General features: G+C 34.8%; 21 protein-coding genes and 1 pseudogene. 14 read left to right on the top strand and 8 right to left on the bottom strand.

All coding sequences use genetic code 11. The features are described 5' to 3' along the window. The first annotated feature begins 4 nt into the window (after window positions 1-4). The 7 genes from KCG49_RS03270 (at window position 5) to KCG49_RS03240 (ending at window position 8682) form a co-directional block, all read left to right on the top strand. Window positions 5-1966 (top strand): AAA family ATPase, encoded by a 1962-nt coding sequence (locus KCG49_RS03270; protein ID WP_218544752.1) that lies wholly within the window; start codon window positions 5-7, stop codon window positions 1964-1966. 5 nt (window positions 1967-1971) lie between these two features. After that, window positions 1972-2553, top strand: a complete 582-nt coding sequence (locus KCG49_RS03265) for an NUDIX domain-containing protein (protein WP_218544751.1) — start codon at window positions 1972-1974, stop codon at window positions 2551-2553. A gap of 92 nt (window positions 2554-2645) precedes the next feature. Further along, entirely contained in the window at window positions 2646-3881 is a 1236-nt protein-coding gene (locus KCG49_RS03260) for a DUF6638 family protein (protein ID WP_218544750.1), read from the top strand. Window positions 3882-4039: 158 nt separating this feature from the next. Continuing rightward, window positions 4040-4588, top strand: a complete 549-nt coding sequence (locus KCG49_RS03255; protein ID WP_218544749.1) for a hypothetical protein — start codon at window positions 4040-4042, stop codon at window positions 4586-4588. 133 nt (window positions 4589-4721) lie between these two features. Then, window positions 4722-6416, top strand: coding sequence for a hypothetical protein (locus KCG49_RS03250; RefSeq protein WP_218544748.1), 1695 nt, complete (start codon window positions 4722-4724; stop codon window positions 6414-6416). Between the two features lies 1 nt (window position 6417). Then, window positions 6418-6921: a lipocalin-like domain-containing protein gene (locus KCG49_RS03245; RefSeq protein WP_218544747.1), complete on the top strand. Its 504-nt coding sequence runs from the start codon at window positions 6418-6420 to the stop codon at window positions 6919-6921. Between the two features lie 105 nt (window positions 6922-7026). Continuing rightward, on the top strand, window positions 7027-8682 hold the full coding sequence (locus KCG49_RS03240; RefSeq protein WP_218544746.1) for a SulP family inorganic anion transporter: 1656 nt from the start codon (window positions 7027-7029) through the stop codon (window positions 8680-8682). A 53-nt stretch (window positions 8683-8735) separates the two neighbouring features. Here KCG49_RS03240 and KCG49_RS16530 read toward each other — a convergent pair whose 3' ends face one another. Together KCG49_RS16530 and KCG49_RS03230 are read right to left on the bottom strand one after the other, a co-directional pair. Further along, on the bottom strand, window positions 8736-9686 hold the full coding sequence (locus KCG49_RS16530) for a bifunctional helix-turn-helix transcriptional regulator/GNAT family N-acetyltransferase (protein WP_218544745.1): 951 nt from the start codon (window positions 9684-9686) through the stop codon (window positions 8736-8738). Between the two features lie 69 nt (window positions 9687-9755). Next, entirely contained in the window at window positions 9756-10769 is a 1014-nt protein-coding gene (locus KCG49_RS03230; RefSeq protein WP_218544744.1) for a formimidoylglutamase, read from the bottom strand. A gap of 107 nt (window positions 10770-10876) precedes the next feature. Between KCG49_RS03230 and KCG49_RS03225 the strand changes: the two genes are divergently transcribed. Then, window positions 10877-11764 (top strand): DUF8428 domain-containing protein, encoded by an 888-nt coding sequence (locus tag KCG49_RS03225; protein ID WP_218544743.1) that lies wholly within the window; start codon window positions 10877-10879, stop codon window positions 11762-11764. A 26-nt stretch (window positions 11765-11790) separates the two neighbouring features. Here the strand turns inward: KCG49_RS03225 and hutI are convergent, their stop codons facing one another. The 3 genes from hutI to fumC all read right to left on the bottom strand — a co-directional run bounded on the left by hutI (window position 11791) and on the right by fumC (window position 16041). Continuing rightward, on the bottom strand, window positions 11791-13059 hold the full coding sequence (gene hutI, locus KCG49_RS03220; protein ID WP_218544742.1) for an imidazolonepropionase: 1269 nt from the start codon (window positions 13057-13059) through the stop codon (window positions 11791-11793). Between the two features lie 96 nt (window positions 13060-13155). After that, complete coding sequence (locus tag KCG49_RS03215; protein WP_218544741.1) at window positions 13156-14589, bottom strand: T9SS type A sorting domain-containing protein; 1434 nt, start codon at window positions 14587-14589, stop codon at window positions 13156-13158. 54 nt (window positions 14590-14643) lie between these two features. After that, window positions 14644-16041, bottom strand: coding sequence for a class II fumarate hydratase (gene fumC, locus KCG49_RS03210; RefSeq protein WP_218544740.1), 1398 nt, complete (start codon window positions 16039-16041; stop codon window positions 14644-14646). A 375-nt stretch (window positions 16042-16416) separates the two neighbouring features. Here fumC and KCG49_RS03205 point away from each other — a divergent pair, with 375 nt between their 5' ends. The 5 genes and pseudogenes from KCG49_RS03205 to KCG49_RS03185 all read left to right on the top strand — a co-directional run bounded on the left by KCG49_RS03205 (window position 16417) and on the right by KCG49_RS03185 (window position 21523). Continuing rightward, complete coding sequence (locus KCG49_RS03205; RefSeq protein ID WP_218544739.1) at window positions 16417-17121, top strand: alpha/beta fold hydrolase; 705 nt, start codon at window positions 16417-16419, stop codon at window positions 17119-17121. Window positions 17122-17162: 41 nt separating this feature from the next. Then, window positions 17163-18110: pseudogene (locus tag KCG49_RS03200) on the top strand (ATP-grasp domain-containing protein); the annotation flags it as partial. A gap of 276 nt (window positions 18111-18386) precedes the next feature. Beyond that, window positions 18387-19481, top strand: coding sequence for a carboxylate-amine ligase (locus KCG49_RS03195; RefSeq protein ID WP_218544738.1), 1095 nt, complete (start codon window positions 18387-18389; stop codon window positions 19479-19481). A 15-nt stretch (window positions 19482-19496) separates the two neighbouring features. Beyond that, window positions 19497-20315, top strand: coding sequence for a type 1 glutamine amidotransferase (locus tag KCG49_RS03190; protein WP_218544737.1), 819 nt, complete (start codon window positions 19497-19499; stop codon window positions 20313-20315). Between the two features lie 5 nt (window positions 20316-20320). Beyond that, entirely contained in the window at window positions 20321-21523 is a 1203-nt protein-coding gene (locus KCG49_RS03185) for a hypothetical protein (RefSeq protein ID WP_218544736.1), read from the top strand. Between the two features lie 3 nt (window positions 21524-21526). On the opposite strand, the gene KCG49_RS03180 is transcribed toward KCG49_RS03185, so the two are convergent. From KCG49_RS03180 to KCG49_RS03170, 3 genes are read right to left on the bottom strand one after another with little or no spacing between them, the layout of a single operon-like run. Further along, complete coding sequence (locus KCG49_RS03180; protein ID WP_256259841.1) at window positions 21527-22750, bottom strand: ATP-grasp domain-containing protein; 1224 nt, start codon at window positions 22748-22750, stop codon at window positions 21527-21529. A 47-nt stretch (window positions 22751-22797) separates the two neighbouring features. Continuing rightward, the gene (locus KCG49_RS03175) at window positions 22798-24210 is read right to left on the bottom strand and encodes a leucyl aminopeptidase family protein (RefSeq protein ID WP_218544735.1); all 1413 of its coding nucleotides are present in this window, start codon (window positions 24208-24210) and stop codon (window positions 22798-22800) included. Between the two features lie 11 nt (window positions 24211-24221). Continuing rightward, window positions 24222-24989 (bottom strand): alpha/beta hydrolase, encoded by a 768-nt coding sequence (locus KCG49_RS03170; protein WP_218544734.1) that lies wholly within the window; start codon window positions 24987-24989, stop codon window positions 24222-24224. 271 nt (window positions 24990-25260) lie between these two features. Between KCG49_RS03170 and KCG49_RS03165 the strand changes: the two genes are divergently transcribed. After that, window positions 25261-26538, top strand: a complete 1278-nt coding sequence (locus KCG49_RS03165; RefSeq protein ID WP_218544892.1) for an ammonium transporter — start codon at window positions 25261-25263, stop codon at window positions 26536-26538. The last annotated feature ends 5 nt before the right edge of the window (window positions 26539-26543 follow it).

The raw sequence follows: 26543 nt of genomic DNA, 5'->3' as shown, positions 1-26543 counted from the left end.
CTAAATGCAACACAATTCTACCTTTCCTATTAAACAAAATGAACTCGATATGCTTCGTGATGAAGCGACATCCTATTTAAAATCTATACAATGGGAACAAAGCCAACGTGCGAAGAATAAAGACAGTAATGGTAAAGATGAATCTATTTTGTTGTATTTATCTAGGGCAAATAATGGGAGCAATGTTTCTGTCACTTCGGTATCTAAAACTATTTTGGCTCTAAAAAAACGTTTGCTACCTGAGTCGGTGGCAATTCCTATTCATTTGAATCACACGTTATATGCAGTTCAAGAAGGTTTAACTTTGGGTATTTGGGTTAAGGATAGCTACTATGATGCATCGGGATTATCTACCTTGTACGAAAACAGATCTGCGTTAGATAGCACAGGAAAACGCGAATATGAAAGTAAAATGCAAACCGCAACAGCATTTATGTTGTTTGCAACTGCCTACAAAATATTACATGACTTAAAACCACATGCATCAGATGATTTATCTGTAATGAAACAAAAGTTTGCAGGTATTCCTGAGGTATCATTTATGTCACCATTAAAAGGTATTTCTTGTCAATTATTTTATTACGATAAATATTTAGGTCACCCAGATATTATTAAATCAGATAAGGATGTTACTGACTTCACGGTTGTTTATTTTGAAGCTTTGATTGATGAAATACAATTACGTAAAAGCACACTTGAATACACAGAAACGATAGAGGACAGAACTTATAAACTAGAAAATTCAGATTTTACAGTTGATGGTTGGAATAACGTGTTCGCGGGTACAGCTGTTAGTGTAGAGTTCAATAAGGTTAAGTTTGAACAAATCGTAGGAAACAAGGATGCCAAACACTTTGCGAGACGTTTAACCGAACGCATCTTAAGCTATGATTTTGAAGTCCAAAAAAACCCATTTCAAGAATTGGGAGGTTTTATGCCTGTATTTATGGGCTATGGAATTCCGGGTACAGGTAAAAGTATGCTTATAGCCGCAATTGCTACACGACTTAAAGAGTATAGTGAAAATTTAGAGATTCCATTTTTGTTTCACCCTATGCCAGATACCATTGTAAGTACGTTTCAAGGTGGTTCTGCGGAAAAAATGGTAGAGTGGATGAAACCATTACAAGACCCAACACGCTTAATTTTTGCACCAATAGATGATGCTGAAAACAATCTCCAAGAACGAACAGCACAAGGGGTTTCAGCTGGTGTAAAAGAGGTTATAGGTGTGTTTTTAAGATATACCGAAGGTGCTTATGCCGTTAATTATGGTAATAGTTCTATTGGTTTGTTTACCAATTTACCAGAAATGCTAGATAAAGCTGTAATTTCTCGTGTACAAGGACGCTTTAAGATTGATGGAGCACGTAACGAAAAAGATTTTGTAGATCAAGATTATTTGTGGTGGAAAAAACTTGAAAATACCATGCCAGAGTTTATTAATATGAGCAATCCTGATAATTACAACTATTTGGATGCACAACAAGTGGCTAAAAATTTAGGTGAAATTTTAGATAAGGTAGATAAACCAACTGAAGAGCGTGTTCTTGATACTTTTGAAAGAGTATCGACGAAGTACAAAGATAACGAACATATGTTCTATGCACATTTGTATACGGAGATTCAGAAGATATTTCCATTCTTTTCATCTCGTGATGTGCGTAATATTCAGAAAGCAGTTTCACTTAGGTTAACAGATTTTGATTTAGAACAAGATTGGTTCGAAAACCCTGAAGTGTATTTCAAAAAAGATTACGACACTAAATATGGGATGTTACAAGAATTGATGCGTGCTAATATGAAAGGACTCGATTTTAGCGACATAAGACGGCAAGAAGTTGTACGCTATTTAGATAATGTGGCAACCATAGCGGATACAGACTTTAAGCGTAAAGTAGATGCAAGGATTGATCAATTGAATATTGAGACTGAAGCGAGAGAGCAGTTTGGAAATCGTGATTAGCTCTGATGAAAAATTTAAAAAACATAGAACATATCAATCTTTCTAATGCTTGGGCAAAATTAAATAGAATTGACTATGATTTTAAGTTCAAAAATGGTGAATGGAAACGCTTATCTCGCGAAACCTATAATCGTGGAAATGGTGCAGCAATATTGTTGTACAATAAAGAGAAAGGGACTGTTATTTTAACGAAACAGTTTAGAATGCCCATATATGAAAATGATAAAAATGATAGTATGTCAATCGAAGCTTGTGCAGGCGCTATTGATAAAGATGATACACCATTAGAAACCATTATAAGAGAGACAGAAGAGGAAGTGGGTTACAGCATTAGTGATGCAAAACACGTATTAACAGCTTATACGTCACCAGGTGCATTAACAGAAAAGATGTACTTATTTGTAACTGAATATAGAGACACAATGAAAATCAATGATGGTGGTGGATTAGACAGCGAAGATGAAGAAATAGAAATTTTAGAGATTCCTTTTTATACAGCTATACAAATGGTACAAAATGAGGAGATTATTGATGCAAAAACTATAATGCTTTTGCAATATGCCCTAATTAATAAATTGGTAAAATAATTTTCATTCCGATAGAGTGAGAAACAGGTGATAAGGAATCTCATTGAACAAAGTTTTTGAATTATTAAGATTACCGCCTTTGCGACAATAAAATGGACAAACTAAAACAAGCAAATCTATACAGAAGCGAACTTATCCCCGTAAGTGGCAAGTTAGTAGAGCGTTATAATAAGTGCCTGAAAACTTTAGGATTTAAGCAAACAAAGCTTAAGTCGTTTTCCATTGATGGAGTAGGTTGGAGTCCCGAGGTTGCTGAGGAGAAAAAAGACGTTCAGTATCTTAATCACGGTGATGCCAATCCTCATGGTATTATTATTTCTCCATTGCAAAAAGGAAAACCTGTGTATTTGCCGTTCCATTCTTTTGATAGGGAAATGATGCAGCATATTTTTAGAACCCATGGTAGAAAGATTAATGACATTACCAGAGATTCTGCAATATGTATCGATTTCGATCAGGATATAGATGTATTTTACGAACCGCTAGATATATTAAAATATGATGATGTTAGCATTACATTCAGGCTTATAGATAATCTAGGAGAAAAGCAAAAGGAACAATTACGATTGGTCGATAAATTTAGAACAGGCAATAATTTTATAGACGAAAATATTCATCAGGAATTATTAGACTCAGCTAAAACTTATGGCGATTTACGTAATAGGGATTTAAATTTACATCCATTGCATTTCACCACAGGTTCTTTTTATACACGTGCTTTTGATGGAGTATATTTATTAAGGGATTTTATAAAACCGATTGTGGTTTTTGAAAGTAAAGAAGCTTATAAAGAAGCAATAAAAGATACTGTTCACGATGTGTTGATCTATCATATATCACAACCAGAGCTAGTACATAAACTCAAAGATCATATCATCATAGAATGCGATTTAGAGTATATGGTAAAAACACCAAATTATGAACGTATTAAAAAGTTTGAACTATACCGGTCGCTAAAGGAAACCGAACACCCAATCAAAGAAATTCTGAATAGTAAACCATTGTTTAAAAGCTATTTGAATAAAATCGATATTAAGGCACGTAAACAAGTTATGGGAGTAGAGTTATATCTCGATAAGCTTGAACGAAGCAATGCATATAAAATTGAAGATATGGTGGACCAATCTATGTATTTTGCTCTGCATCATCCACATTCATCACTCTCAGCAGAGCATCGTGATTTAATTCATAAGCTTTTGGTCAACATCTCACCAAAAGATGTGTTGTTTTTGTATTGGTATGATAAAGAACAGTTTTATAACAGTTATGATACTTGGGACGATTCCTTTAGGGATTGGGTAATAGAAACGATTAGTAACAATATTTAAGAAATTTAGACTAATTTTATAGTTGACCGTTATTTCGTACTGTTATACTGAACTTAGTCTAAGTAGAATATGGAATTTAAAAGAACAGTAAATAGTAAAATATTAATTAAGTTGGTTTGTGCTTCAAACGCTGTACCAACTTATAATTTATAAGCACCATGGGATTAGGACCAGATATTATAATTTTTATAACAGCCATATTATTTGGAATTTTCCTGTATTGGAGAGAATCCAATGGCAATGGCGCTTATCGGTTTGTCAATAAAATGATGAATAGCAAAGAGCTTCAGATGAGTGCAGATAATCCAAAGGGCTTTATCTATAAACAACCCTTCATACCAAGGTTGTTGTTCATTGTCTTTTTTCTTTTAGTGATCGGATTGATATTACAATTTTTAACACCTATTGAAGTATTTACCAACTATTTTGCTCTATCTGGCTTTGCAACATTTGCTACAGGAACGCTAATTGGTACATACCTAGCTAATTTTGTTATTAAAACTACAGAAGTTGTAGAGGAAAAGAGTGATTCTATTGGTGATATGGTTGAAGGTGCCGTAGAAAAGGGAAAAGATTTTATTGAAGATTTAAAAAATAAAGACAACAAGGCCGTTGAAGTAGCTAAAGAGGAAATAAAAAATGACCCAGAACCAGAGGTAGATAAAAAATCTGCACGAGATAGATTGAAGGATAAGGGATTGATGTAATTTGGGGTGTCATTCTGAATTTACTTCAGGATGTCATCTAATATTTGTCATTCCGCACTTGATGCGGAATCCACATTAAGCTAATATAACATTCAAGATTCTGAACCAAGTTCAGAATGACAAAAAGCAAAACATGATTAAAAACTATTGGAATAAAGGCCCAAAGCAAAAACGAATTACAATTTTCGTAGCATTATTGTTACTTATTATACTATTCTTTTTTAGAGACGATTACCAACCTGTTCTACTATTCATAAGAAAATACATTTTTGTAATTCTAATAAGCCTTTTGGTATTAATATTGGGCTTAAGGAAATTTAGAAAAACAGCGAGCACAGGAGGTCGACTTGGTATTTTAGGTTTATTAATTGTGTTTTTCGGACTTTTATATTTTTTAGGTTGGAATCAAGGTTTATATGACTACATGAAAACCTATAACGTGTTTAACAGCCTTAATAAAGTTGAAATTGACGAATTGCCGCTAACACAGAATGAACGCATTCAGCCCTTACGAAATATATTCTCAATGGCTAACGAAAGTGTCGGTGAGACTAAGGATGTTTCGCTACCGCATTTGGTAAGAATTGGTACAGAGAATAAATGGACCATGGCCATCCAACCTAGCGAAAAATATATAATGCAACGCATTAGCGATAATACTGAAGAGATTTTTGCTGTAAGCAGTACAACACCATTTCCTAGATTTTCTAATGAAAACCGAATAGATGTAACCTTTTCAATTGGCGAATCTCTAAAGTTTAGCAGAAACACTTATAATGCTGTTGTGCAACGTTTCAACCCATGGATGTTGTTTAATTATGAGCCAAGCGATACCTTTTACATGAAGAATGATCAAGGTGCTTGGGTACAAGTGGTAAGCCTCATAAAGTGGAAAGGCTTTTTCTTTCCATATCCATCGTTTGGAGGCGTTATGATTATTGATAACGGCGAGCACGATATAAACGATTATTTTGAGCGTGTTGCTATTGGTAAGGGCACTTTTGTAAGCCCAGATGAGATTAAAAATTACCCGTTTTTAAATAAGCAAAACACCTTAGCGGAAGAAGTATCGCAACTTCAAGCAGAATCCTTAAAGTTTTTAGGCGGATTTAGCGATCCTTTACCTTGGAATATGGAGACTGCGGTTAAAATCCCGTTAATGCCAAAAGACCAGAATCAACAACCATACGTTACGGATTTTGATTTCGCAGGCAGTAATTCCGATGCATATAGTGGTTTATATCATTGGTTTGGATTAGAGCCCGTAGGAAATGAACGTACCAGTTTAAGCTACAGTGTATTTGTACCTGCAGACGGAACAGATCGATTATATTATTACGATCATGCCACTAAAAAACAAGGCTATGCAGGCGTATCTGCCATGCCGCTAAAAGTCAAGGAATCTCGTAAAGAATACGATTGGAATGCCAGTACACCAGTAGAATTTAGACCATGCATAAAGGATATTGCCGGTAGAAAACGTATGTTTTTCTTGGGTACAATTTCTTCAATAAGTTCAGAAAATGTACAACAATTCGATGGGTCTGCTACACCAGATTTGGTACTGATAGATAGTGAATACCGCGATGTGGTTTGGATAGACGTTAAGCATCCTAGCTCATGGGATGAAGCAGTTTATAATCAGTTGAATGAAGCTTGGAGATCTGAGGAAGGTATTGGGTATTATTATAATGAGCAACCAAAAGATGAAGATATCATTGAACAGGTTTTAGATTCACTTAAAACTATTCCTAAAGTAGAAGATAACTCTGAACAAATTGAAGCCTTACAAAGACAAATCGATTCTTTAAAAGCTGTAGGGAATTAATATGAAAGTCGGTAATAGTATTCTTTTTAGATTAATACTTTTCGTAATCATTACCTCTTGCGCTTCTGAGAAGTTTGAACTTCCTGAAAATGCCCCTAAATTACTTACTAATGATTCATCCAAAACCTGGATGCTCGCCAAGCGTTATAACGATGGCTATCGTATGAACATGGGGGATTGTTTTCTTTCTTATCGCATAACCTATAATTCTGATGGAACAACCGTTGATAATAATTATCAAAATGAAAATTGTGGCGAATCCCTTGAAGCCAACTGGACGTTCTATACTAATGATGATGGAGCTTACATTAAATTAAAAGGTGAAAAAGTAAAAGTATTACTCAAACAAGAGAAGGATTACAAGTTTTTTAAGATTGAAGCATTATCTGATACACTATTGGTAGTAAGCTTTAAGCATAAACAATTTGGAAATAAAGAGCGTACTGTAAAAGACTATCTAGTACCTGAAGATGCTATTGTTAAAGATAGAAATTATCACAATTAGAAATGTTGAATAACGGAAATACAAGTCGTATAAATTATCTTTACGATATTTTATATTTCGTTTACGATTGTTTTATATTTATAAACGTTTAAATCAAAACAAATTATGAATTCAAAATTTTACGATTTTAAATATTTAAAAGGGGATTTAACAGGTGGTTTAGTTGCTGGTGTGGTAGCCTTACCTTTGGCCTTAGCTTTTGGTGTACAATCTGGTTTAGGTGCCATAGCTGGACTTTATGGAGCTATAGCTGTTGGTATTTTTGCTGCAATTTTCGGAGGGACAGCTACACAAGCAAGTGGGCCAACAGGACCTATGACAGTCGTTTCAGCGGCTTTGGTTGCTGCCGCTATTGAGTTTACAGGTAGTCTAGAAACTGCAATGCCAATAATTATTTTAACCTTTCTATTTGGTGGTATTTTTCAAATTGTATTTGGGTTTCTCAACATTGCCAATTACGTAAAGTATTTTCCGTATCCCGTAGTTTCTGGTTTTATGAGTGGTGTCGGACTTATTATTGTAATTCTTCAAATCTTTCCATTTGTAGGGTTGGGATCTGCAAAATCTACATGGTTGGTTATGCAAGATTTACCACGTTTATTTACTGATTTTAACTGGCAAGCTCTAACATTGGGTTTATTAACGGTTTTAATTTATTATGTGTTTCCTTATATAACTAAAGCAATTCCAAGCGCTTTGGTGGCGTTGGTAGTTGCATCTATAGCTGGATATTTTCTAAACTGGGATGTGCCTATTATTGGAGAAATACCATCGGGATTGCCTTCTTTAAAAGTCGATGGTTTTTTCTCAATAGACTCTAGTGCTTATGTTTTAATTGGTGAATACGCTACAATTTTGGCCATTTTAGGATCCATAGATTCTTTATTGACTTCTGTTATTGCGGACAACATGACCAAGACAAAGCATAACAGTAACCGTGAGCTTATCGGACAAGGTATAGGTAATACCATATCAGCAATTTTTGGGGGAATTCCTGGTGCAGGTGCTACAAAAGGAACGGTTGTAAATATCAATGCTGGTGGACGTACAAGAGTTTCAGGAACTATACACGGTTTGTTTTTATTAGCTGTTTTACTCGGTTTGGGTAAGTTGGCGGGTTATATTCCGTTATCGGTTTTAGCAGGATTGTTAATTCCTATTGGATTTAAAATTGTAGATACCAAAGGCTTAAAACATTTATTTGCAGTACCTAGAGCAGACGCTATTGTTCTAATATTGGTATTGCTGATGACTACTTTTGGTAGCTTAATACAAGCCGTTGGTATTGGTTTGTTGTTGGCATCATTACTATTTATGAAGCGATCAAGTGATATTGGAGAAGAAGGCATGAAAGTTGGCACTTTAGCAGGTTTTGATGGAGAAAAACCATGGCAAGATGAAGTTGAGTTTTATAACTCCTACAAAGATAAAGTCTATATAAAGCACTTATATGGACCGTTGTTTTTTGGATTTACCTCTCACTTTCAGAATGAAATAAAAAATATTCCAGAGCAAATCAAAGCTTTAATCATTCGTATGGATCGCGTACCATATATAGATCAATCGGGCTTGTATGCTTTAGAAAATGCCGTTATGGATTTAGAGAAGAAAGGTGTTCAGGTTTTATTAACCGCTGTACAAGAGCAACCTAAAGACAAGCTCATTTCAATAGATATTGTACCGGATTTAATATCTGAAGCTCATATTTTTGATAATATACAAGAGGCTTTCGATTATTTAAAAACGACTCTTAAGATTTAATTTTTGTAACTTTTTGATTGGCAAACTACTTATATTGTAATAAATATAAAAGCTTAAAATTCTAACAACATCTTTATATCAGAACGTTTATAAGGACTATTTTGTTCGAGTTCCAATTCTTTAAAACCATACTTTCTATATAAATAGATAGCATTTTCTAATTCGGTATTAGAGTAGAGCAGTAGTCCTTTTAATTGTTGTGCCTTACCAAAATCTATACAATGTTGTAACAATTTCTGACCTATTTTTTGCCCACGTTCTTCAGGTAGAACAGCCATTTTTGTGAGTTCTAAAATGCCGCTTTCTTCCGTAGGCATTAAAGCAACGGTACCAACAATAGTTTCGTTCTTTAAAGCGAAGAATATATGGCCACCTTTATCTATTATGTATTTATCTGGCTGGCTTAAGACTTCTTCATCGTAAGGTTCCACATAAAAATGGGTTTTCAGCCATTCAATATTTAAATTATAAAACGCATTTTTATACTCGGTTTTATAATCAATTAGTGTTAATGAACCCTTCATGCTAGAATGCATATTATTTAAAATCAGCTGGCTAAAATCGGTTTGATTAAAAGTATCTTCCAATTGATTTACGTGATCTAGTAGCGTATCAGATTTATATATTGTCACTTGCTTTATTGTCTTTTCTATAGCATTCCATATAGGCTTAATGGTACGCAATAAATTTTCGCCTTTATGAGTTAAAAGAATAGTTTTTTTTCGTTTATCAATTTTATCACTGCACTGTGTTACATATCCTTTTTTGTTTAATTTGTTTACAAACTGTGTTATTGCTGGCTGTGTAAATTTTAGTTGCTCAACCAGCTCCGTATTTGTTATGCCATCATAGTTGCTAATTGTCTTAAAAATAGGGAATAGGTAAGGATCAAAATCAATGTTGTAAGTATCATAGACAATTTGCGTTTCGCGCATCATATAGTCACTAATTCTTTTCAATCTCGATCCAATGCCCAAATAGCCATAACCTCTTAATGAATCCATAATAATAAACATTTATATAAGTACTTATGTAAATATAATATAAATGAAATAATTTTAAGCCTATCTTACTCAATTTTTTTCTGCTTTAATAAAATCAGTGATGAGATAGGTAATGAACTTTCCGACCTTGGTTTTTGTCTTTTTTGTTGGTGCAGCTTCACAAATGTGAAGGTAACTTGCATTTTTATGCTTTCCTAAATAGTTTACAAACTGTCGTGCTTGTTTTGTATTGAAACCACTTGGTGTCATAGCACTGCTTGGTATATTTTCAACAGCATCACAATCTATTTCTATACCAAAATTTGTACCTGAAACATGATTTAATGCTGCCTCTAGTTCAGTATTAAAATCTAATTCATTTCTAACATCCAATGCTTCGTAGGTATTATGCTTTATATGTTTTACCTTTTTTAATGTTTTAAGCAATTTTTCTGAAGTATAGTTTTCATGCAAACCAAAAATGAAATAATTTTCCAAAAAGCCTTCAGCATAGGCATAACTGAAACCATTTCCGCTGTGTCTACCTTCTTCTGGCCTAAAATCGGTATGCGCATCAAAATTTACAACATTAACTTTATTATTGGTACTTAACGCTAGGCCTTTTATATTTCCGTAAGCATTATTGTGTCCGCCACCAATGATTATTGGTGTTTTTCCTGCTCTAACAATAGAAGATACTATATAGGCGACATCTTTATCTATGGTTTCAACCAATTTTCGGGCTTTGGAAATCACTTTTTTGGTAGGCTTCTGTGTTGTGATATCACGTTCCTTTTTATAATCTAAATGACCCAAAATGAGAACACGTTTTGCTTTCGTGAAACGATTACTTTGTATGTTTAACAAAATTTTAAGTGTAGCCTCCCAAGCTTTATAAGTGCCTGTTTTCCCGTAATTTGCATAAACTCCAATATCTTCGGAAATACCAAAAATTACATAGTCAACATCTAAATCAACAATGTCATCGTATATGTTAGTGAGGTTAGATAATAACTGAATATGTTCTCCGAATTTTGATTCTCCTTTACGAGGCTTTAAAAGTGTATCGCGGTCTTTTGAAGTAAATAATGTGAGATTTTCCATTTGGAGTTGATGTTTAGCAAAATAAAAGTACAGTTTTATTTAATTATAATGACCCTTAAATTAGATTTTAAAAACTAGAATTAACAATAACTTAAAACAAAAGATTTATGGAAAGTTCGCAAAAAACAAGTACAGGATTAAAAGTAGGATTAGGAATTTTATTGGTTTTATTTTTGGTAACAGCATTTTATGCTTCTAAACTTTACACAGACAAAAAAGAAACCGAAAAAACACTTGTAACAGAAAAGCAACAAGTGATGAACGACTTAAACAATATGGCAATGCAATACGATGAAGCCATTGCTGAGAGCGAAATCAAAAATCAAGATTTAATAGCCGCAAGAGACCGTATACAAGGTTTAATGGATTCTCTTAAAGTCTCTCAAAATAGTGTAAATAGCTTATGGAGATATAAAAAGAAGTTCTTGGCTTTACAAGAAGAAATGGATGTGCTAATGGTAGAAAATGACAAGCTAAAAGTGGAAAACGAATACTTGGCATCATCTTTAGATAGCACTCAAGTACAATTAGCAGAGCGTACTATATTTACAGACTCTCTTTTAGTACAAAACACAGAATTGGCTAATGTTGTAGAAGATGCTGCAGCTTTACAAACTGTTGGACTTGTAGGTATGGGAGTAATTGAGAGAAGAAACGGAAGACAAATACCAACAGAGCGTGCAAGTAGAAGTGATAAAGTTAAGGTTTGCTTTACTGTAGCAAAAAATACATTGACTGAGGCTGGAGATAAGGAATTGTATGTACAGGTAATCGATCCTAAAAATAATGTACTTGGATCTAATGATCAGATTGAGTTTGAAGACCAAGTATTGAATTATAGTTTAATAAGCCGTTTTAATTACGAAAATAGAAACCTTGCTATTTGTGAGTACATATCTCAGGATAAGGATTCTAAGTTTGAAAAAGGACGTTATAAAGTAAACGTATTTAACGATAAAGCATTGATTTCGTCTTCAGAATTCGTTCTGAAATAAGAATTGATAATTTGATTGATTGATAGTTAAATCCGGAAGTTTTCTTCCGGATTTTTTATGTCCTTTAATTGCCCATTGATAATGACCTGTTCAACAGGATTGTGGGCAAAAGCATACGGAATTTGGCTGTAATGGTTTAGAGGTTTTGTAATGATGAGATTGGCTTTTTTCCCTCTAGTTATGCTACCATACATATTGCTAATTCCCATAGCATAAGCTCCGTTTATGGTTGCTGCATTAATAGCTTCTTCAGGAGTCATTTTTAATTTAACACAAGCAGCGCTTACCACAAAATTCATGTTACCACTTGGGGCAGAGCCAGGATTGTAGTCAGTGGCAATTGCTAATGGTAATCCAGCATCTATAAGTTTTCTGGCTGGTGTATAGGGGATACTTAAAAAATATGAACAACCAGGTAACGCTACAGGAATGGTATTGCTTCCTTTTAAAGCTTCAATATCAGCTTCGTTCAATTCTTCGAGATGATCTACTGAGAGCGCATCATATTTTACGCTCAATGCCACACCACCGAGAACATTAAATTGGTTAACGTGTGTTTTTGGTTTTAGCTTATATTGTTTTCCAGCTTTTAGAATAGCCTCAGTATCCTTAATATCAAAATAACCCTCTTCACAAAATACATCGATGTAATGAGCAATGTTCAATGCTACTGCTTTTGGTATTAAATCTTTAGTAATGTATTCAATATAATCTTGTTTCTTATCTCTGTAAGCCTTGGGAATGGCATGAGCAGCCAAAAGAGTAGGAGTTATCTTAGCTAAGCTCTCTTGTTTAATTCGTTTTATAACGCGTAGCATTTTTAATTCTGCTTCAACCGTTAAACCGTAACCTGTTTTAATTTCAAACGCTCCAGTTCCCATTTTTATGAGCTCATCTAATCTATTCATGGATTGTTCGTATAAATCTTCTTCAGCTGTTTCTTGAAGTAATTTGGCAGAGTTTAAAATACCACCTCCTTTATTTGCGATTTCTGTATAAGTCAGCCCATTAATACGATCTACAAACTCAGATGTTCTATCACCAGCATAAACAATATGTGTGTGGGAATCGCACCAAGAAGGCAAAACAATTTTTCCTGTGGCATCAATGACAGTTTCTGCTTCAATACCTTCACAGTCTTTCATTTCACCAAACTCAATTATAGTGTCATGTTCAACATATAAGTAGGCATTTTCCAATACGGGCAGCGTCTTCATGGCTTCACCCTTAACAATAGTGACATTAGAGTCGTGAACTTGCAATAACTGCTTAATATTAGTAATAAGAATAGACATGTTGTTGGCTTTTTGTAAAGTTCTCTATTTTTTTTGAATAAAAAAAACGCTAGACAAAATGACTAGCGTTAAGGATATTACTATTGATTTAGAATATTATTCTTTTATAAATTTTGAAGCAAATGTACTATTTATATTTATGGTGTAAAGCCCATTTGCCAAACCTGAAACATCAAGTAGCTCATCGGTGTTATGCGATTGCTTCAAAATACGTTTTCCTTGTAGATCGAAGATTGAAACCTTAATAGTTGAGCTAGTAAAACCTTCAAAATTTAATACATCTTTTGTCGGGTTAGGAAATATCTTTATACTACTAAAATCTAAATTATCTACATCTAAGGTTTCAAATAAATTTTCAAAATAATTTAAATCATCCTCATTGTATGCACAACTCGCTATATCCATATCTCCATCATCGTCAAAGTCATTTACTGAATAAACAAAAGCTTGACTTTGTGTAGCATCTATAACCGTCTCACCATCAAAACTTCCTGAGCCGTTGTTTTTAAACCAAACTAAATCATTACCGCCACCAGAAGTGCCACTGCTAAGGATAATATCGTTTACACCATCTTCATCAATATCTATAAATTGGGCAACAGAAGGATTGGTGATGGTTGTGGTAAACGTTGTTTCAGTAAAACCAGAGCCATTATCTTCGTACCAAAATAAGTTGCCAGGTGTGTTACCACAAAAAGCACCACATGATACTTCGGTGGCTAGGATATCTAAATTTGAGTCTCCATCCAAATCTTCGAAAGTGGCATTGAAAATCCCTTTTTTACCTGTTGCTACTGAGGTAGCATCTTTGGTAAAAGTAGCTGTTCCACTTGGAACCAAGTTATTTCTAAATATCTCTATAACATCTGTAGCGTAGTTTGCAGTTGCAATTACTGCATCTAAATCTCCATCGCTATCTATATCTTTCATATTAATAACCGCTGGCGAATTAAGCGTTAGGTCTATACTAACAGCAGATCCAAAAACTCCAGAACCATTATTTGGAAACCAAATAACTTCGCTACCGACCAAAGATGTTACAGCGATATCAATTGTGGCATCACCATCTATAGTACCAGCAAAAACACCACTCATACCATCATAAACATCAGTAATTAACTGTTCTGCACCAAAAGTGCCATTGCCATCATTTTCAAACCAAACCAGTTTAGAATTTTGACCATAACCTGCTGCATAATTTCCAAAGCCTACAGCTAAAATATCCAAATCCCCATCCGTATTTAAATCAATTAATTTCAATCCAACAACATTAACTATAGTATTGGCCACGGCAGTTTGCTTTACAAATGTTCCATCACCATTTCCTTTGTACCATACAATGATATTATCTTCATCTGTACCCACTAGAATATCTAAGTTGGAATCTCCGTCTATTAAACCTGAGGCAATGGTGTAAGGGTTATTGCCAGTATCGGCGTCAACAGTATTTTTTGCAGACCAAACAGTTTGCGATTTTACGGTTGCTGTTGTGTAAATTATTAATAATAAGATAAGTAAAGTTCTTTTCATATGAGGGATTTTAGAATTTTATGTGTAAAATATGTTGTTTTCAGGGTATTCACATTATTTCAAACTACCAACCATGTCTTCAGGCTTTACCCATTCGTCATAATCTTCTTCAGAAACATAACCCAAATTAATGGCTTCTTCTTTTAAAGTTGTTCCGTTTTTATGTGCAGTATTTGCAATTTCAGCAGCTTTATAATAACCAATTTTTGTATTTAATGCCGTTACTAGCATTAAAGAGTTATTTAATAATTCCTTAATTACAGCATGATTTGGCTCTATACCTTGTGCACAGTTTTCGTCAAAACTCACACATGCATCTCCGATTAATTGCGCAGATTGTAAAATATTGGCTGCCATTATTGGCTTAAACACATTAAGCTCATAATGACCTTGAGTACCAGCAATAGTAATAGCAACATCATTACCCATAACTTGAGCACATACCATAGTCAACGCTTCACATTGCGTAGGGTTTACTTTTCCTGGCATAATAGAACTTCCCGGCTCGTTAGCAGGTATGATAATCTCACCTATACCAGAGCGTGGTCCAGAAGCCATCATCCTAATATCATTGGCTATCTTATTAAGGGATACAGCTATTTGCTTTAAAGCACCGTGGGTTTCTACAATAGCATCATGTGCTGCCAATGCTTCGAATTTATTTTCTGCGGTTACAAATGGCAACCCTGTAAACTCTGCAATGTATTTTGCTACTAAAATATCATAGCCTTCTGGTGTATTTAATCCTGTTCCTACAGCAGTACCACCTAAAGCGAGTTCACTGAGATGTGCTAAAGTACTTTCTAGGGCTTTTAATCCATGATCTAATTGCGATACATAACCCGAAAATTCCTGACCCAATGTCAAAGGAGTAGCATCCATAAGATGTGTGCGTCCAATTTTTACCACATCTTTAAAGGCAATTGATTTATTGTGGAGTGTATTTCTTAATTGTATAACACCAGGAATTGTAGTCTCTAAAACCTTTTTATATGCTGCAATATGCATTCCTGTCGGAAACGTATCATTAGATGATTGCGATTTATTCACATCATCATTGGGTTGAATGGTCTTTTCTCCTTCACCGATAACACCTCCGGCAATTTGATGCGCTCTGTTGGCAATTACTTCATTGACATTCATATTGCTTTGTGTTCCAGAACCCGTTTGCCAAATCACCAATGGAAATTGGTCATCATGTTTTCCATCTAAAATCTCATCACAAACCTGTGCAATTAAATCGCGTTTTTCTTTATCTAAAACCCCAAGTTCACAATTGGTATATGCTGCAGCTTTTTTTAGATAGGCAAAACCATAGACAACTTCCAATGGCATTGATGCTGGTGTACCTATTTTAAAATTATTACGAGAACGTTCTGTTTGTGCTCCCCAGAGCTTATCAGCAGGAACGCGAACTTCGCCCATAGTGTCTTTTTCTATTCTGTAAGTCATAAAACAAGAGTATTTTGATTGCAAAATTACAGCTTTTGAGAATTTTATTTAAGAATTCCAATCCTTTTATTTTAATGTGACCTACCCGTTATGCATTTTGAGTAGAAAATCTGATTGTACGTCAGTTCGAGTAATTTTGAGGTACGAAAAATTATTAGGTCTTGAAAAATGAATAATTCTTTCGCATTAGACTTTCTGGATTTGCAATATTGTAAGGGTTTCACTCCTATTATATTTCAATTTTAATTTTTCGAAAACGATATAGTTAATAAAATTAACTGATTTACACCTATTTAGAACCTAATTATTTATTTTGGTTGATTAAAATACTATAATTTTGCTCGTTCGAAACTATAACTAACTAAAATAAAACAATTGAAAGAAGAACATTTTAAATGGTATTCGCCAACATTGAGTAGGGATATTGAGATGCTTGTATTTGGTCACACGGGTTATCCTGTTATTTTGTTTCCCACTACAATGGGTAAACATAACGAATGTAGGGATATGGGACTTGTAGAGTCTGCTAGATGGTTTGTTGAGCAAGGCATCGTTCAGATTTACTGTCCAGATGGTATTAACGAGCTAAGTTGGTACAACAAGAATATTCACCCATCAATGCGTGTTAAAAATCATGTTGTTTATGATGAGTTTATAATGAATGAGTTGGTCAATAAAATTTGTAGCGAAAAAGGATTGCAGAAAGTTGCTATGGCTGGACCAAGTTTTGGGGGCTATCAAGCCGCAAATTTTGCGTTTAGACACCCAGAACGTGTAAGCCATATGTACAGCATGAGCGGTTCATTTGATATTAAATCTTTTATGGATGGTTATTATGACGATAATGTGTTTTTTAATAACCCAGTAGATTTTATGCCCGATGCCAACCACCCAGACTTATGGAATATGAAGATTGTTCTTGGAGTAGGTGAATGGGACATATGCCTAGACGCTAACAAAAGAATGGCAGCTATATTAACCAATAAAAATATACCTTTTTGGTACGATGAGCGTAAGTGGGCTGAACACGATTGGCCATTATGGAATCAGATGTTTCCGCATTATTTATCAAAATTATAATAACTTAGAGATTAATCTAAAACAACTAATGAATTGAAAGCATGAAAAAAATTGGAATACTATTCGGTCAAGAGGACACTTTCCCTTGGGCATTTATCGATAGGGTAAACGAAAAAATAAAAGCGCAGGGTATAAAAAATATGATGGCAGAAGCTGTATCTATTGATACTGTAGAGCAAGCAAAATCAGATGAGTACACTGTAATAATTGATAGAATTTCACAAGATGTACCATTCTATAGAGCTTATCTTAAAAATGCAGCCATTACAGGTACAGCGGTAATTAATAACCCATTTTGGTGGAGTGCTGATGAGAAATTTTTCAATAATGCTTTAGCAGAAAAAATAGGTGTGCCAGTACCAAAGACATTTATTTTGCCAACATCTCACAGACCGCCAGACACTGATGAAAACTCATTTAGAAACATGAAATTTCCATTTGATTGGGAAAAAATGTTTAGTACCATAGGATTTCCGGCATACATGAAACCCCACGACGGTGGAGGCTGGAAAAGTGTTTATCGTGTAGACAATCCCGAAGATTTGTGGGCAAAACATTCAGAAACGGAGCATTTGGTAATGATGTTGCAAGAGGAAATTCAGTTTACAGAATACTTTAGGTGTTATGTTTTGGGTACGGATAAGGTACACATTATGCAATACGAGCCTAGAAACCCACACCACCTTCGATATGTAATTGACGGCCCAGAAGTTGATAAAAAGTTACTCAATTTAGTGGAAAATTATTGTATAAAACTAAATAAGGCTTTAGGTTACGATTTTAATACTGTGGAATTTGCCGTACGAGACGGAGTACCATATGCTATTGATTTTTGTAATCCAGCACCAGATGCAGATATACATTCTGTAGGGCAGGAAAATTTCGATTGGATTGTAGAAAATGCAGCGGATATGGCCATTGCAAAGGCAAAGCAGTACAAAAAAGGGCAAATGAATTTAACTTGGGGAACTTTTGTAAAAGACCAAATAGCTGCACCAAAAGCACCAACAAGTAAAACTGTATCAAAAATTAAAAAGGTTGCTGTTAAGAAGGCACCAGTAAAGAAAGCTGCGACTAAAACGGCATCAAATAAAAAGGCTACAGCTACCAAAACTGTTGCGAAGAAAACAGTAGCTAAAAAAACACCTGCTAAATCAGCGGTAACCAAAAAGAAAACTACTCCTAAAAGAAAAACTTCTAAGAAGTAGATATATTAGAGACCTGATTAGCTTATTCTAGTCAGGTTGAATTTAAACCTTTTTAATATGAAGTTTACATTAGGTATTGAAGAAGAGTATCAGGTCATAGATCCAGAAACTAGAGAGCTCGTTTCGCACGATCAGCAAATTGTTGCAGAAGCATCCAAGGTCTTGGGTGAGCAGGTTAAGGCTGAGATGCATCAAGCCGTTGTAGAAGTTGGTACTAACATTTGTGAGGATATCACTGATGCTAGGCAACAGATTAAACACCTAAGAAAATCAATATCTGCTATAGCTAACGATTTGGGTTTTAATATTGCAGCTGCTGGTACGCATCCCTTTTCAAAATGGGAAACACAACTGCTAACACCAAACCCACGTTACGATCAAATCATCAATGAGCTACAGGACACTGCACGTTCAAATTTAATTTTTGGGCTTCATGTACATGTAGGTATTGCAGATAAGGATTTAGCGCTTCATATTACAAATGCTATGCGTTATTTTTTACCGCATTTGTACGCACTATCTACCAATTCACCGTTTTGGGAAGGTAGAAATACAGGGTTTAAATCTTACAGATCCAAGGTTTTTGATAAATTTCCGAGAACAGGCATTCCTGGTATTTTTGATAATTATGCGCAATACCAAAATTACGTTGATACTTTAGTAAAGACCAATTGTATTGATAACCCTAAGAAAATTTGGTGGGACATTAGAATACATCCTGTATTTCCAACGTTAGAGGTCAGAATTTGCGATGTTCCAATGACTTATGAGGAAACCTTGAGTATTGCGGCATTAATTCAAGCATTGGTGGCCAAGCTTTATAAATTAAAATGTCAAAATCTTAACTTCATAACTTATCATAGGGCGCTCATTAACGAGAATAAATGGAGAGCGTGCCGTTATGGAATAGATGGTAAAATGATTGATTTTGGTAAACAGATTGAAGTTGATACTAAAGTTTTAATGGAAGAATTACTAGACTTTATTGATGATGTAGTGGATGAACTAGGCTCTAAAAAAGAAGTTGAAAATGTACGAAACATGATGAAAATGGGTACGGGAGCCGATCGCCAGTTGGCAATATACGAACACGCACAAGACCTCAAAAAAGTTGTGGATTACATAGCAGAACAAACCATAACAGACCTTTAAGACCTGCAATTATTTATGACAAAGACCAAACTGAAATTAGCCATCTTAGACATGAACAACAACGAGCCCAATCAAGGTTTACGTTGTATAAGAGAGATTGTTGAGACTTTTAGTGCAGATACTTCCTTTAAAATATTTGACGTGAGGGCAAAGGGTGAAATTCCTGATACGTCATACGATATATATATTTCCAGTGGTGGACCAGGAAGTCCGTTAGAAGAAGGTGAGTGGAGGAAGCCGTACTTAGATTTAATTCAAGAGCTGTGGAATATCAATAAAACCAAAACAGTACAAAAGAAACATGTATTTTTTATTTGTTATTCGTTTCAAGTCATCTGTGATTATTTTGAATTGGGCGAAATAAAGCCGAGACGAAGCACATCTTTTGGTATTTTACAGGTTCACCAAACTAAAAAAGGGCATAACGATCTTATATTTGAAGGACTTAATGATCCATTTTATGCTGTAGATTCTAGAGATTGGCAGCTTGTTCAGCCTAAACTCACTGTCTTTAAAACTCACGGGGCTACTATTTTGAGTTTAGAAAAAATTCGAACACACGTAGAATTAGAGCGTGCCATTATGGCTGTACGTTTTTCTGATGAATTTGTGGGTACTCAGTTTCATCCCGAAGCAGATCCTGTAAGTATGGAAGCGTTTTTTAAGCTCGAAGAAAATAAAAGGGTAGTCATTGAAAGTTTCGGTGAGAAAAAATATAATCAAATGATGGATAGAGTAGATGATCCCGATAAGCTCATCATGACATACAATACCATACTTCCAAAATTTATCACCAATGCCATAACGGATATTAAGCAACCAGTAATGTCTTAAAAACGATGATAAAGAGCAATAGAAAAGTCTATAATGATAATTTTACCGAAGAAAAGTACAAGGCATTATTAAATGAAATTAATAGTGAATTTGACTATAAGGTAAGGTTTAAGATTGCTGAAACACCAGTATTTATCCCTAAAGCACTCAGAAATAAATTGGTTGATGCCTGTAGTGAAATCATTGATGTCATCAATCAGCCTAATTTCAGCGAACTGACACAAAATGCGTTTTTTGATAGTGATACTATTGTTCCTAATGAAGTTGGTCCACCAAAATTTATTCAATTGGATTTTGGGATTTGCAAAAATGACCAAGGAGAATTAGTTCCAAAACTGATTGAACTTCAGGGATTCCCGTCACTATATTTTTTTCAAGAACTTTTAGGTCGCATGTATAGGAAACACTTTGGAGATGCCATTCCTGAAAACTATTCACAACACCTCAATGGCATGAGTACTGAAGAATATATTGATTTACTTAGAACGGAAATCGTTGGAGATACAGACCCTAAACAGGTAATTTTATTAGAAGTTGAACCCGATGAGCAAGCTACGGCTATCGATTTTTATGCTACTGAAGCCATTTTGGGTATTAAAATATTGTGTATTACCGATCTGATTAAGAAAGGTAAGCAGTTATTTTATAAAGATGATAAAGGCAATGAAATTAAAATTTTAAAAATATACAATCGTATTATTTTTGATGAGTTGCATCAACGAAAAGATTTGGATGGTCAATTCAGGTTTCAAGATGAAGTAGATGTAGAATGGATTGGTCATCCTAACTGGTTTTTTAGAATCAGTAAGTATACAATGCCATTTTTAAAAGGTGATTATGTACCAAAATCCTATCATTTGGATAAGCTGAAAACAATTCCTGAAGATTTAGAGAATTATGTTTTAAAACCTTTATTTTCTTTTGCGGGTTCTGGAGTTTACATCAATGTTACTCCAAATATTATTGAAAGTATAGCAGATAAATCTAATTATCTACTACAAGAAAAAGTAGCTTACGCACCAATTATAGAGACTATGGATGTACCTGCTAAGTGCGAAGTACGTATGATGATGGTACACAACAGTAAAACCAATAAAATAGAAATTGCAAGCAACCTAATTCGCCTAAGCAAAGGGGAAATGGTTGGGGTTAAATACAATAAGGATAAAACTTGGGTTGGTGGTAGTACTGGTTTTTTTGAGGGTTGAAGCTTATTCCGATTTATGTGGTGCAGGCAAACTTGCATGAAACTCTTTCCCTATACGTTCTGTGTAATTATCTAGCAATTCTAAAACGCGCTCGCTAGAATCAGACACTACAATGAGTCCAATATGCCATGCTTTGTTCATTCTCCATACAATTTCCCTGTCGGTAAAGCTCGATGTATCTGGGTACTCAAACCTACTGAGCGAAACCACAATGCCCGCATATGTATTGTTAACCTTTGGCAACTTATAAGTTACTTTTCTCAAATTGGCAACTTCTACGTTGGCCCATTCTGACCAAAGATTTACACCAGATGCGTATTCTACCATTTCAGCCAAGTTAGCACCACCAACTCGCGAGGAGGTTTCTAAAAAGAATAACTCTCCGGTAGATTTAGATTGAATAAATTCAGTATGAGAAGCACCGAATAGCATACCAAAAGCCTTCATTACATCCTTGTTCATTTTCTGTAAGGCTTTCTCAATTTTAGATCCAATTTCGCAAGTGGCTGATCTAAATATGCCTCCACCGTGAGCCACTTCAAAAGGAGTATCCAAATATTTGCTCACTCTAGAAAAAGCAACTTTACCATCAACATTAAGACCATCAACATGATATACGTCACCAGGGGCAAATTTTTCTACCAAATAGCCATCACGTTCATCACCTAGGGAATGAACAACTTCCCATAGTTCGTCCTTACTGTGTATTTTTTTTATGCCCGTAGCAGATGCTTCCATACGCGGCTTTATTAACCATGGCGGACTTACACGATCGGCATAATCATTAATAGTTTGGTCATTAAATAGATCTGAAAATTCTGGCACATTAACACCTTCATCTTTTGCTTTCATTCGCATTGCCAATTTATCTCTAAAATAATGTGCGGTTGTGCGTCCCATTCCTGGCATTCTAAAATGTTCTCGTAACAAGGCTACTTTTTCAACATCAAAATCATCTAAAGCAACAAACCTATCAAACTTTATAGAACGAAACTTATAAGCAATACCTTTTGCAACGTCATCTTGGTTCCATTCTTCAATATAAAATGTTTCATCTATAGCTTCCCAAGGCCATGGCTCGTGCTCTAGCTTTTTCTTTGTTAAAAGAAATACATTATTGCCATCTGCTTTACAGCTTTTTAAAAAATCTGCTCCTTTAAAATATGTACAAATACAAAGAAAATTTAAGGGTTGTTTAGCCATGGTTTTAGTTTTGTAGTTATTCATTTTAGCATTTAAGTGTATTTTGTAGACTGAAAGTACAAAAACTTATATTATTTAGACTCCAGAGTTTTAATAAATTCTAAAAACAACTGTATTCCATAGCCTGAAGAACTTTTCATTTTAGCATAAGGTGAATCTCCGAATGACACACCTGCTATATCCAAGTGCATCCAATTTTCATGATTATCAGTAAATGCTTCTAAAAATTTTGCGGCATTAATAGCACCTGCTATGGGCTTACCACTAAAATTTCTAATGTCAGCTATATCGCTATGCAAATCACTTTCAAAATCTTCGAATAATGGTAAGGGCCAAACACGTTCATTAACTTTATAGCCAATCTCAGAAAATGTTTGCGCCATCTCTTTGTTGTGTGTAAACATTCCAGCAGCAGAGTAGCCCAATGTTCTTACCACACTTCCAGTTAAAGTGGCAATATCGATAAGATACTTTGGTTTAATGTTTTTAACAGCATAGCTTAACCCATCGGACATCACTAAACGTCCTTCTGCATCGGTATCAATAATTTCTATGGTTTTGCCCGAATATGATTCTATGACATCTCCAGGTCGATAACTTGCTGCATCTACTGCGTTCTCTGCAGAGCAAACAATTCCTGTTACATTAACATTAAGGTGTAGTTTGGCTATAAGTTCTATAATACCCAAAACTACAGCAGCCCCACCCATATCACTTTTCATGTAATGTAGATTGGTAGAAGGTTTTATAGATAAACCACCAGAATCGAAGGTTATACCTTTGCCAACCAAGACCAAATCCACGTCTTTATCAGTTCTGCCTTTATATTCGTTAAAAATTACTACAGGCTTGTTTACACTTCCTTTTCCTACTGCAAGTACAGCTTTGAATCCTTGTGATTCTAATTCTTTTTCATCCAGAACCGTACATTTATAGTTTGCACTTTTGGCTGAATCATCAGACCATTTTGCCAAAAACTCTGGTGTTTTAATGTTTGGTGGAGCATCAACTAATGCTTTTATTCTATTTATGGTTTGCCCAATAAGTTCTCCTTCGTTTAGTACAGCATCAATATTTGCAGATGTACAGATGGAAACAGCACTTGTAAAAGCCTTAGCTTTAGTAGATTTATACTCTCCAATTTCATATTGCGCCAATTGTAAACCAATAATAGCTTTACGGATTTGTTGATCATTTAAATCATTAGCATAAATTTGTATGGATTTATCCCAATTTTTTTGGGTATCTACACAAAGTTTTCTAAATGCTTCTTCGAGTTTTGCATCATGTTTATCTTCGCCGAGTCCCAAAAGGTAAATACGATTTCCGTTTTTTCCATAGAGTAGTAGATGCTCAGAAAAACTGCCATCAAAATCTGGATTGGCAATTGGTAATATGTCTTTAACGGTTTTGAGATTATTCTTCCTTATTGGTACTATATAATCTTTGGAAGTGTCTAACTGTTGTTTTTGGTTAAATGTCATAATTGTATCAATTAAAAATAGAGCCATTTTACGGCCAACGGAAACTCTTCACGCCAATGTACTTCAGCATGACTACCTTGTTCATTAATAGAAAAATGAAAATCGATATTGTAGCCTTTCACCATTTTTTCTTTAATGATTCCGCCAAGTTTTGTTGCGTTAGGCAAGTGTTCTATACTTTCCTTTCCACCAGCATAAAGATAAATCTTTGATTCTGCTAAAGGCTTAAATGATTTCGTATGGTTAAAAACAGTTTTTGAAATCCATAAGCTAGGTGAAAAAATCATCATTTTACCAAATATACCTGGATTTTTAAGCCCTGCATGCAAACTAATTAAGCCACCCATAGAACTACCACCAATACCTGTGTTTTCAAAATCGGTCAATGTTCTGTAATGGCTATTGATGTATGGTATTAGTTTTTCTATCATAAATTGAATATAGAAATTACCTTTACCTTCTCCAAAGCGTGGATGGTAATAGGGCAAGTACTCATTAATACGCTCTTTTTCACCATGATCTACTGCAATGATGATAAGGTCACCATGGCCTTCTTTTGCTAACTTTGCCATAGATTTATCAATGGCCCAATCACCGTAAGGTGCTAACGGATTGAATAAATTTTGACCGTCTTGTAAATACAGTACGGGATAACGTTTTTCGGTTTCGTAGTAATTATGGGGTAATACTGCTGAAATTTTTCGGGTAGCATTAAGATGTGGAATTTCGTAGGCTTCTTCTAAAACTTCTATTATTGGATTAAACTCCATCACTGTCATTGATTAATTTTTTAGGGTTGACGAAAATACTGATTTAAGAAATTAAAAACCATTAGTGTTACTAAAACTTTTTAAAAGCTAAGTAGTAAGTTGTTGACTTTATCTGTTTAGAACTTTTTGTCTTCTACCTTACCAAATTTATGGACAATATTTTTATCATATTCCAAAAAAATAACTCTGTTTTTTACAGATTCTACATTGATTTTCAGCGATATTAAGTATATTTTGCTTGCTGTTTTCAGAATAAAATTAACTAACTCAACCAATTATGATGGGAAAGAAAATCAACTTCATTGTCCTAACGATCATTGTATTATTTATTGCCTTTACTGCAACTAACTATCAAGAATTAACGTCTAGTATAGATAAAGCCGATACAGCATGGATGCTTGTAGCTAGTGCTTTTGTTTTACTGATGACACCAGGTTTATCCTTTTTTTATGGAGGAATGATCAATAAGAAGAACGTAATATCTACAATGCTTCAAAGTTTTGTTGCCTTAGGCGTCATCAGTGTGCTTTGGGTATTGGTTGGGTTTAGTTTGGCTTTTGGTGATAGTATTGGTGGAATTATTGGTAATCCGTTAACGTACCTTAATTTTAAAAACGTGGGTGTGGAGCCTAATCCTGATTTTTCTGGTTCTATTCCCTTTTTGTTATATGCACTGTTTCAATTAAAATTTGCCATAATAACTCCTGCATTGATTACAGGAAGCTTTGCGGGACGTATTCGCTTTAGGAGCTATATTTTGTTTATGGTACTTTTCAGTTTGTTGATCTATAGTCCATTAGCGCATATGACATGGCATCCTGATGGTTTGTTTAGAAATTGGGGAGTTCTTGATTTTGCAGGAGGAACTGTGGTGCATATGTCAGCAGGTTTTGCTGCACTTGCTGGAGCATTGTATTTGGGGAAACGAAGAGTTGCTGAAGAAACACATGCTAATGTACCCTATGTTATTCTTGGTACAGGTTTGCTTTGGTTTGGTTGGTTTGGGTTTAATGCCGGTTCGGCCTTAGGCGCTAATGGAGATGCTGTTATTGCATTTGCTAATACTAATATTGCATCAGCTACAGCTATGATTGCATGGTTGTTTTACGAACGTTTTATGGGACGAAAGATGTCTGCTGTGGGGGCTTGTATCGGTGCTGTTGTTGGTTTAGTAGCTATTACGCCAGCTGCTGGTTTTGTAAATATTGGGCAATCGGTAGTTATTGGTTTTGTGGCTTCCATTGTCTCTAATTGGATGATTCATTTAAAAAATAAATCGGGTATAGACGATACTTTAGATGTGTTTCCAAGCCACGGTATTGGTGGTGTTGTAGGTATGTTGTTAACGGCCGTGTTTGCAGCTAATGTTGGTTTGGTTTACGGGGAAACAGAAACATTTTATTATCACATTATAGCCTTGTTTGTAACAGCTATTTTTACGTTTGGTGGAAGTTATTTACTCTTTGAAATTGTAGATGTATTGCTAAAAATGCGTGTACGGGAAGATCAAGAAGAACGTGGTTTGGACCTAAGTCAGCATGGTGAACAAATAGAGTAGATTTT

The organism is Winogradskyella luteola, from assembly GCF_019203985.1.
Lineage (GTDB): Bacteria > Bacteroidota > Bacteroidia > Flavobacteriales > Flavobacteriaceae > Winogradskyella > Winogradskyella luteola.
The sequence above is the reverse complement of the archived record's forward strand: the minus strand, read 5'-3'. Positions and strand labels throughout refer to the sequence as shown.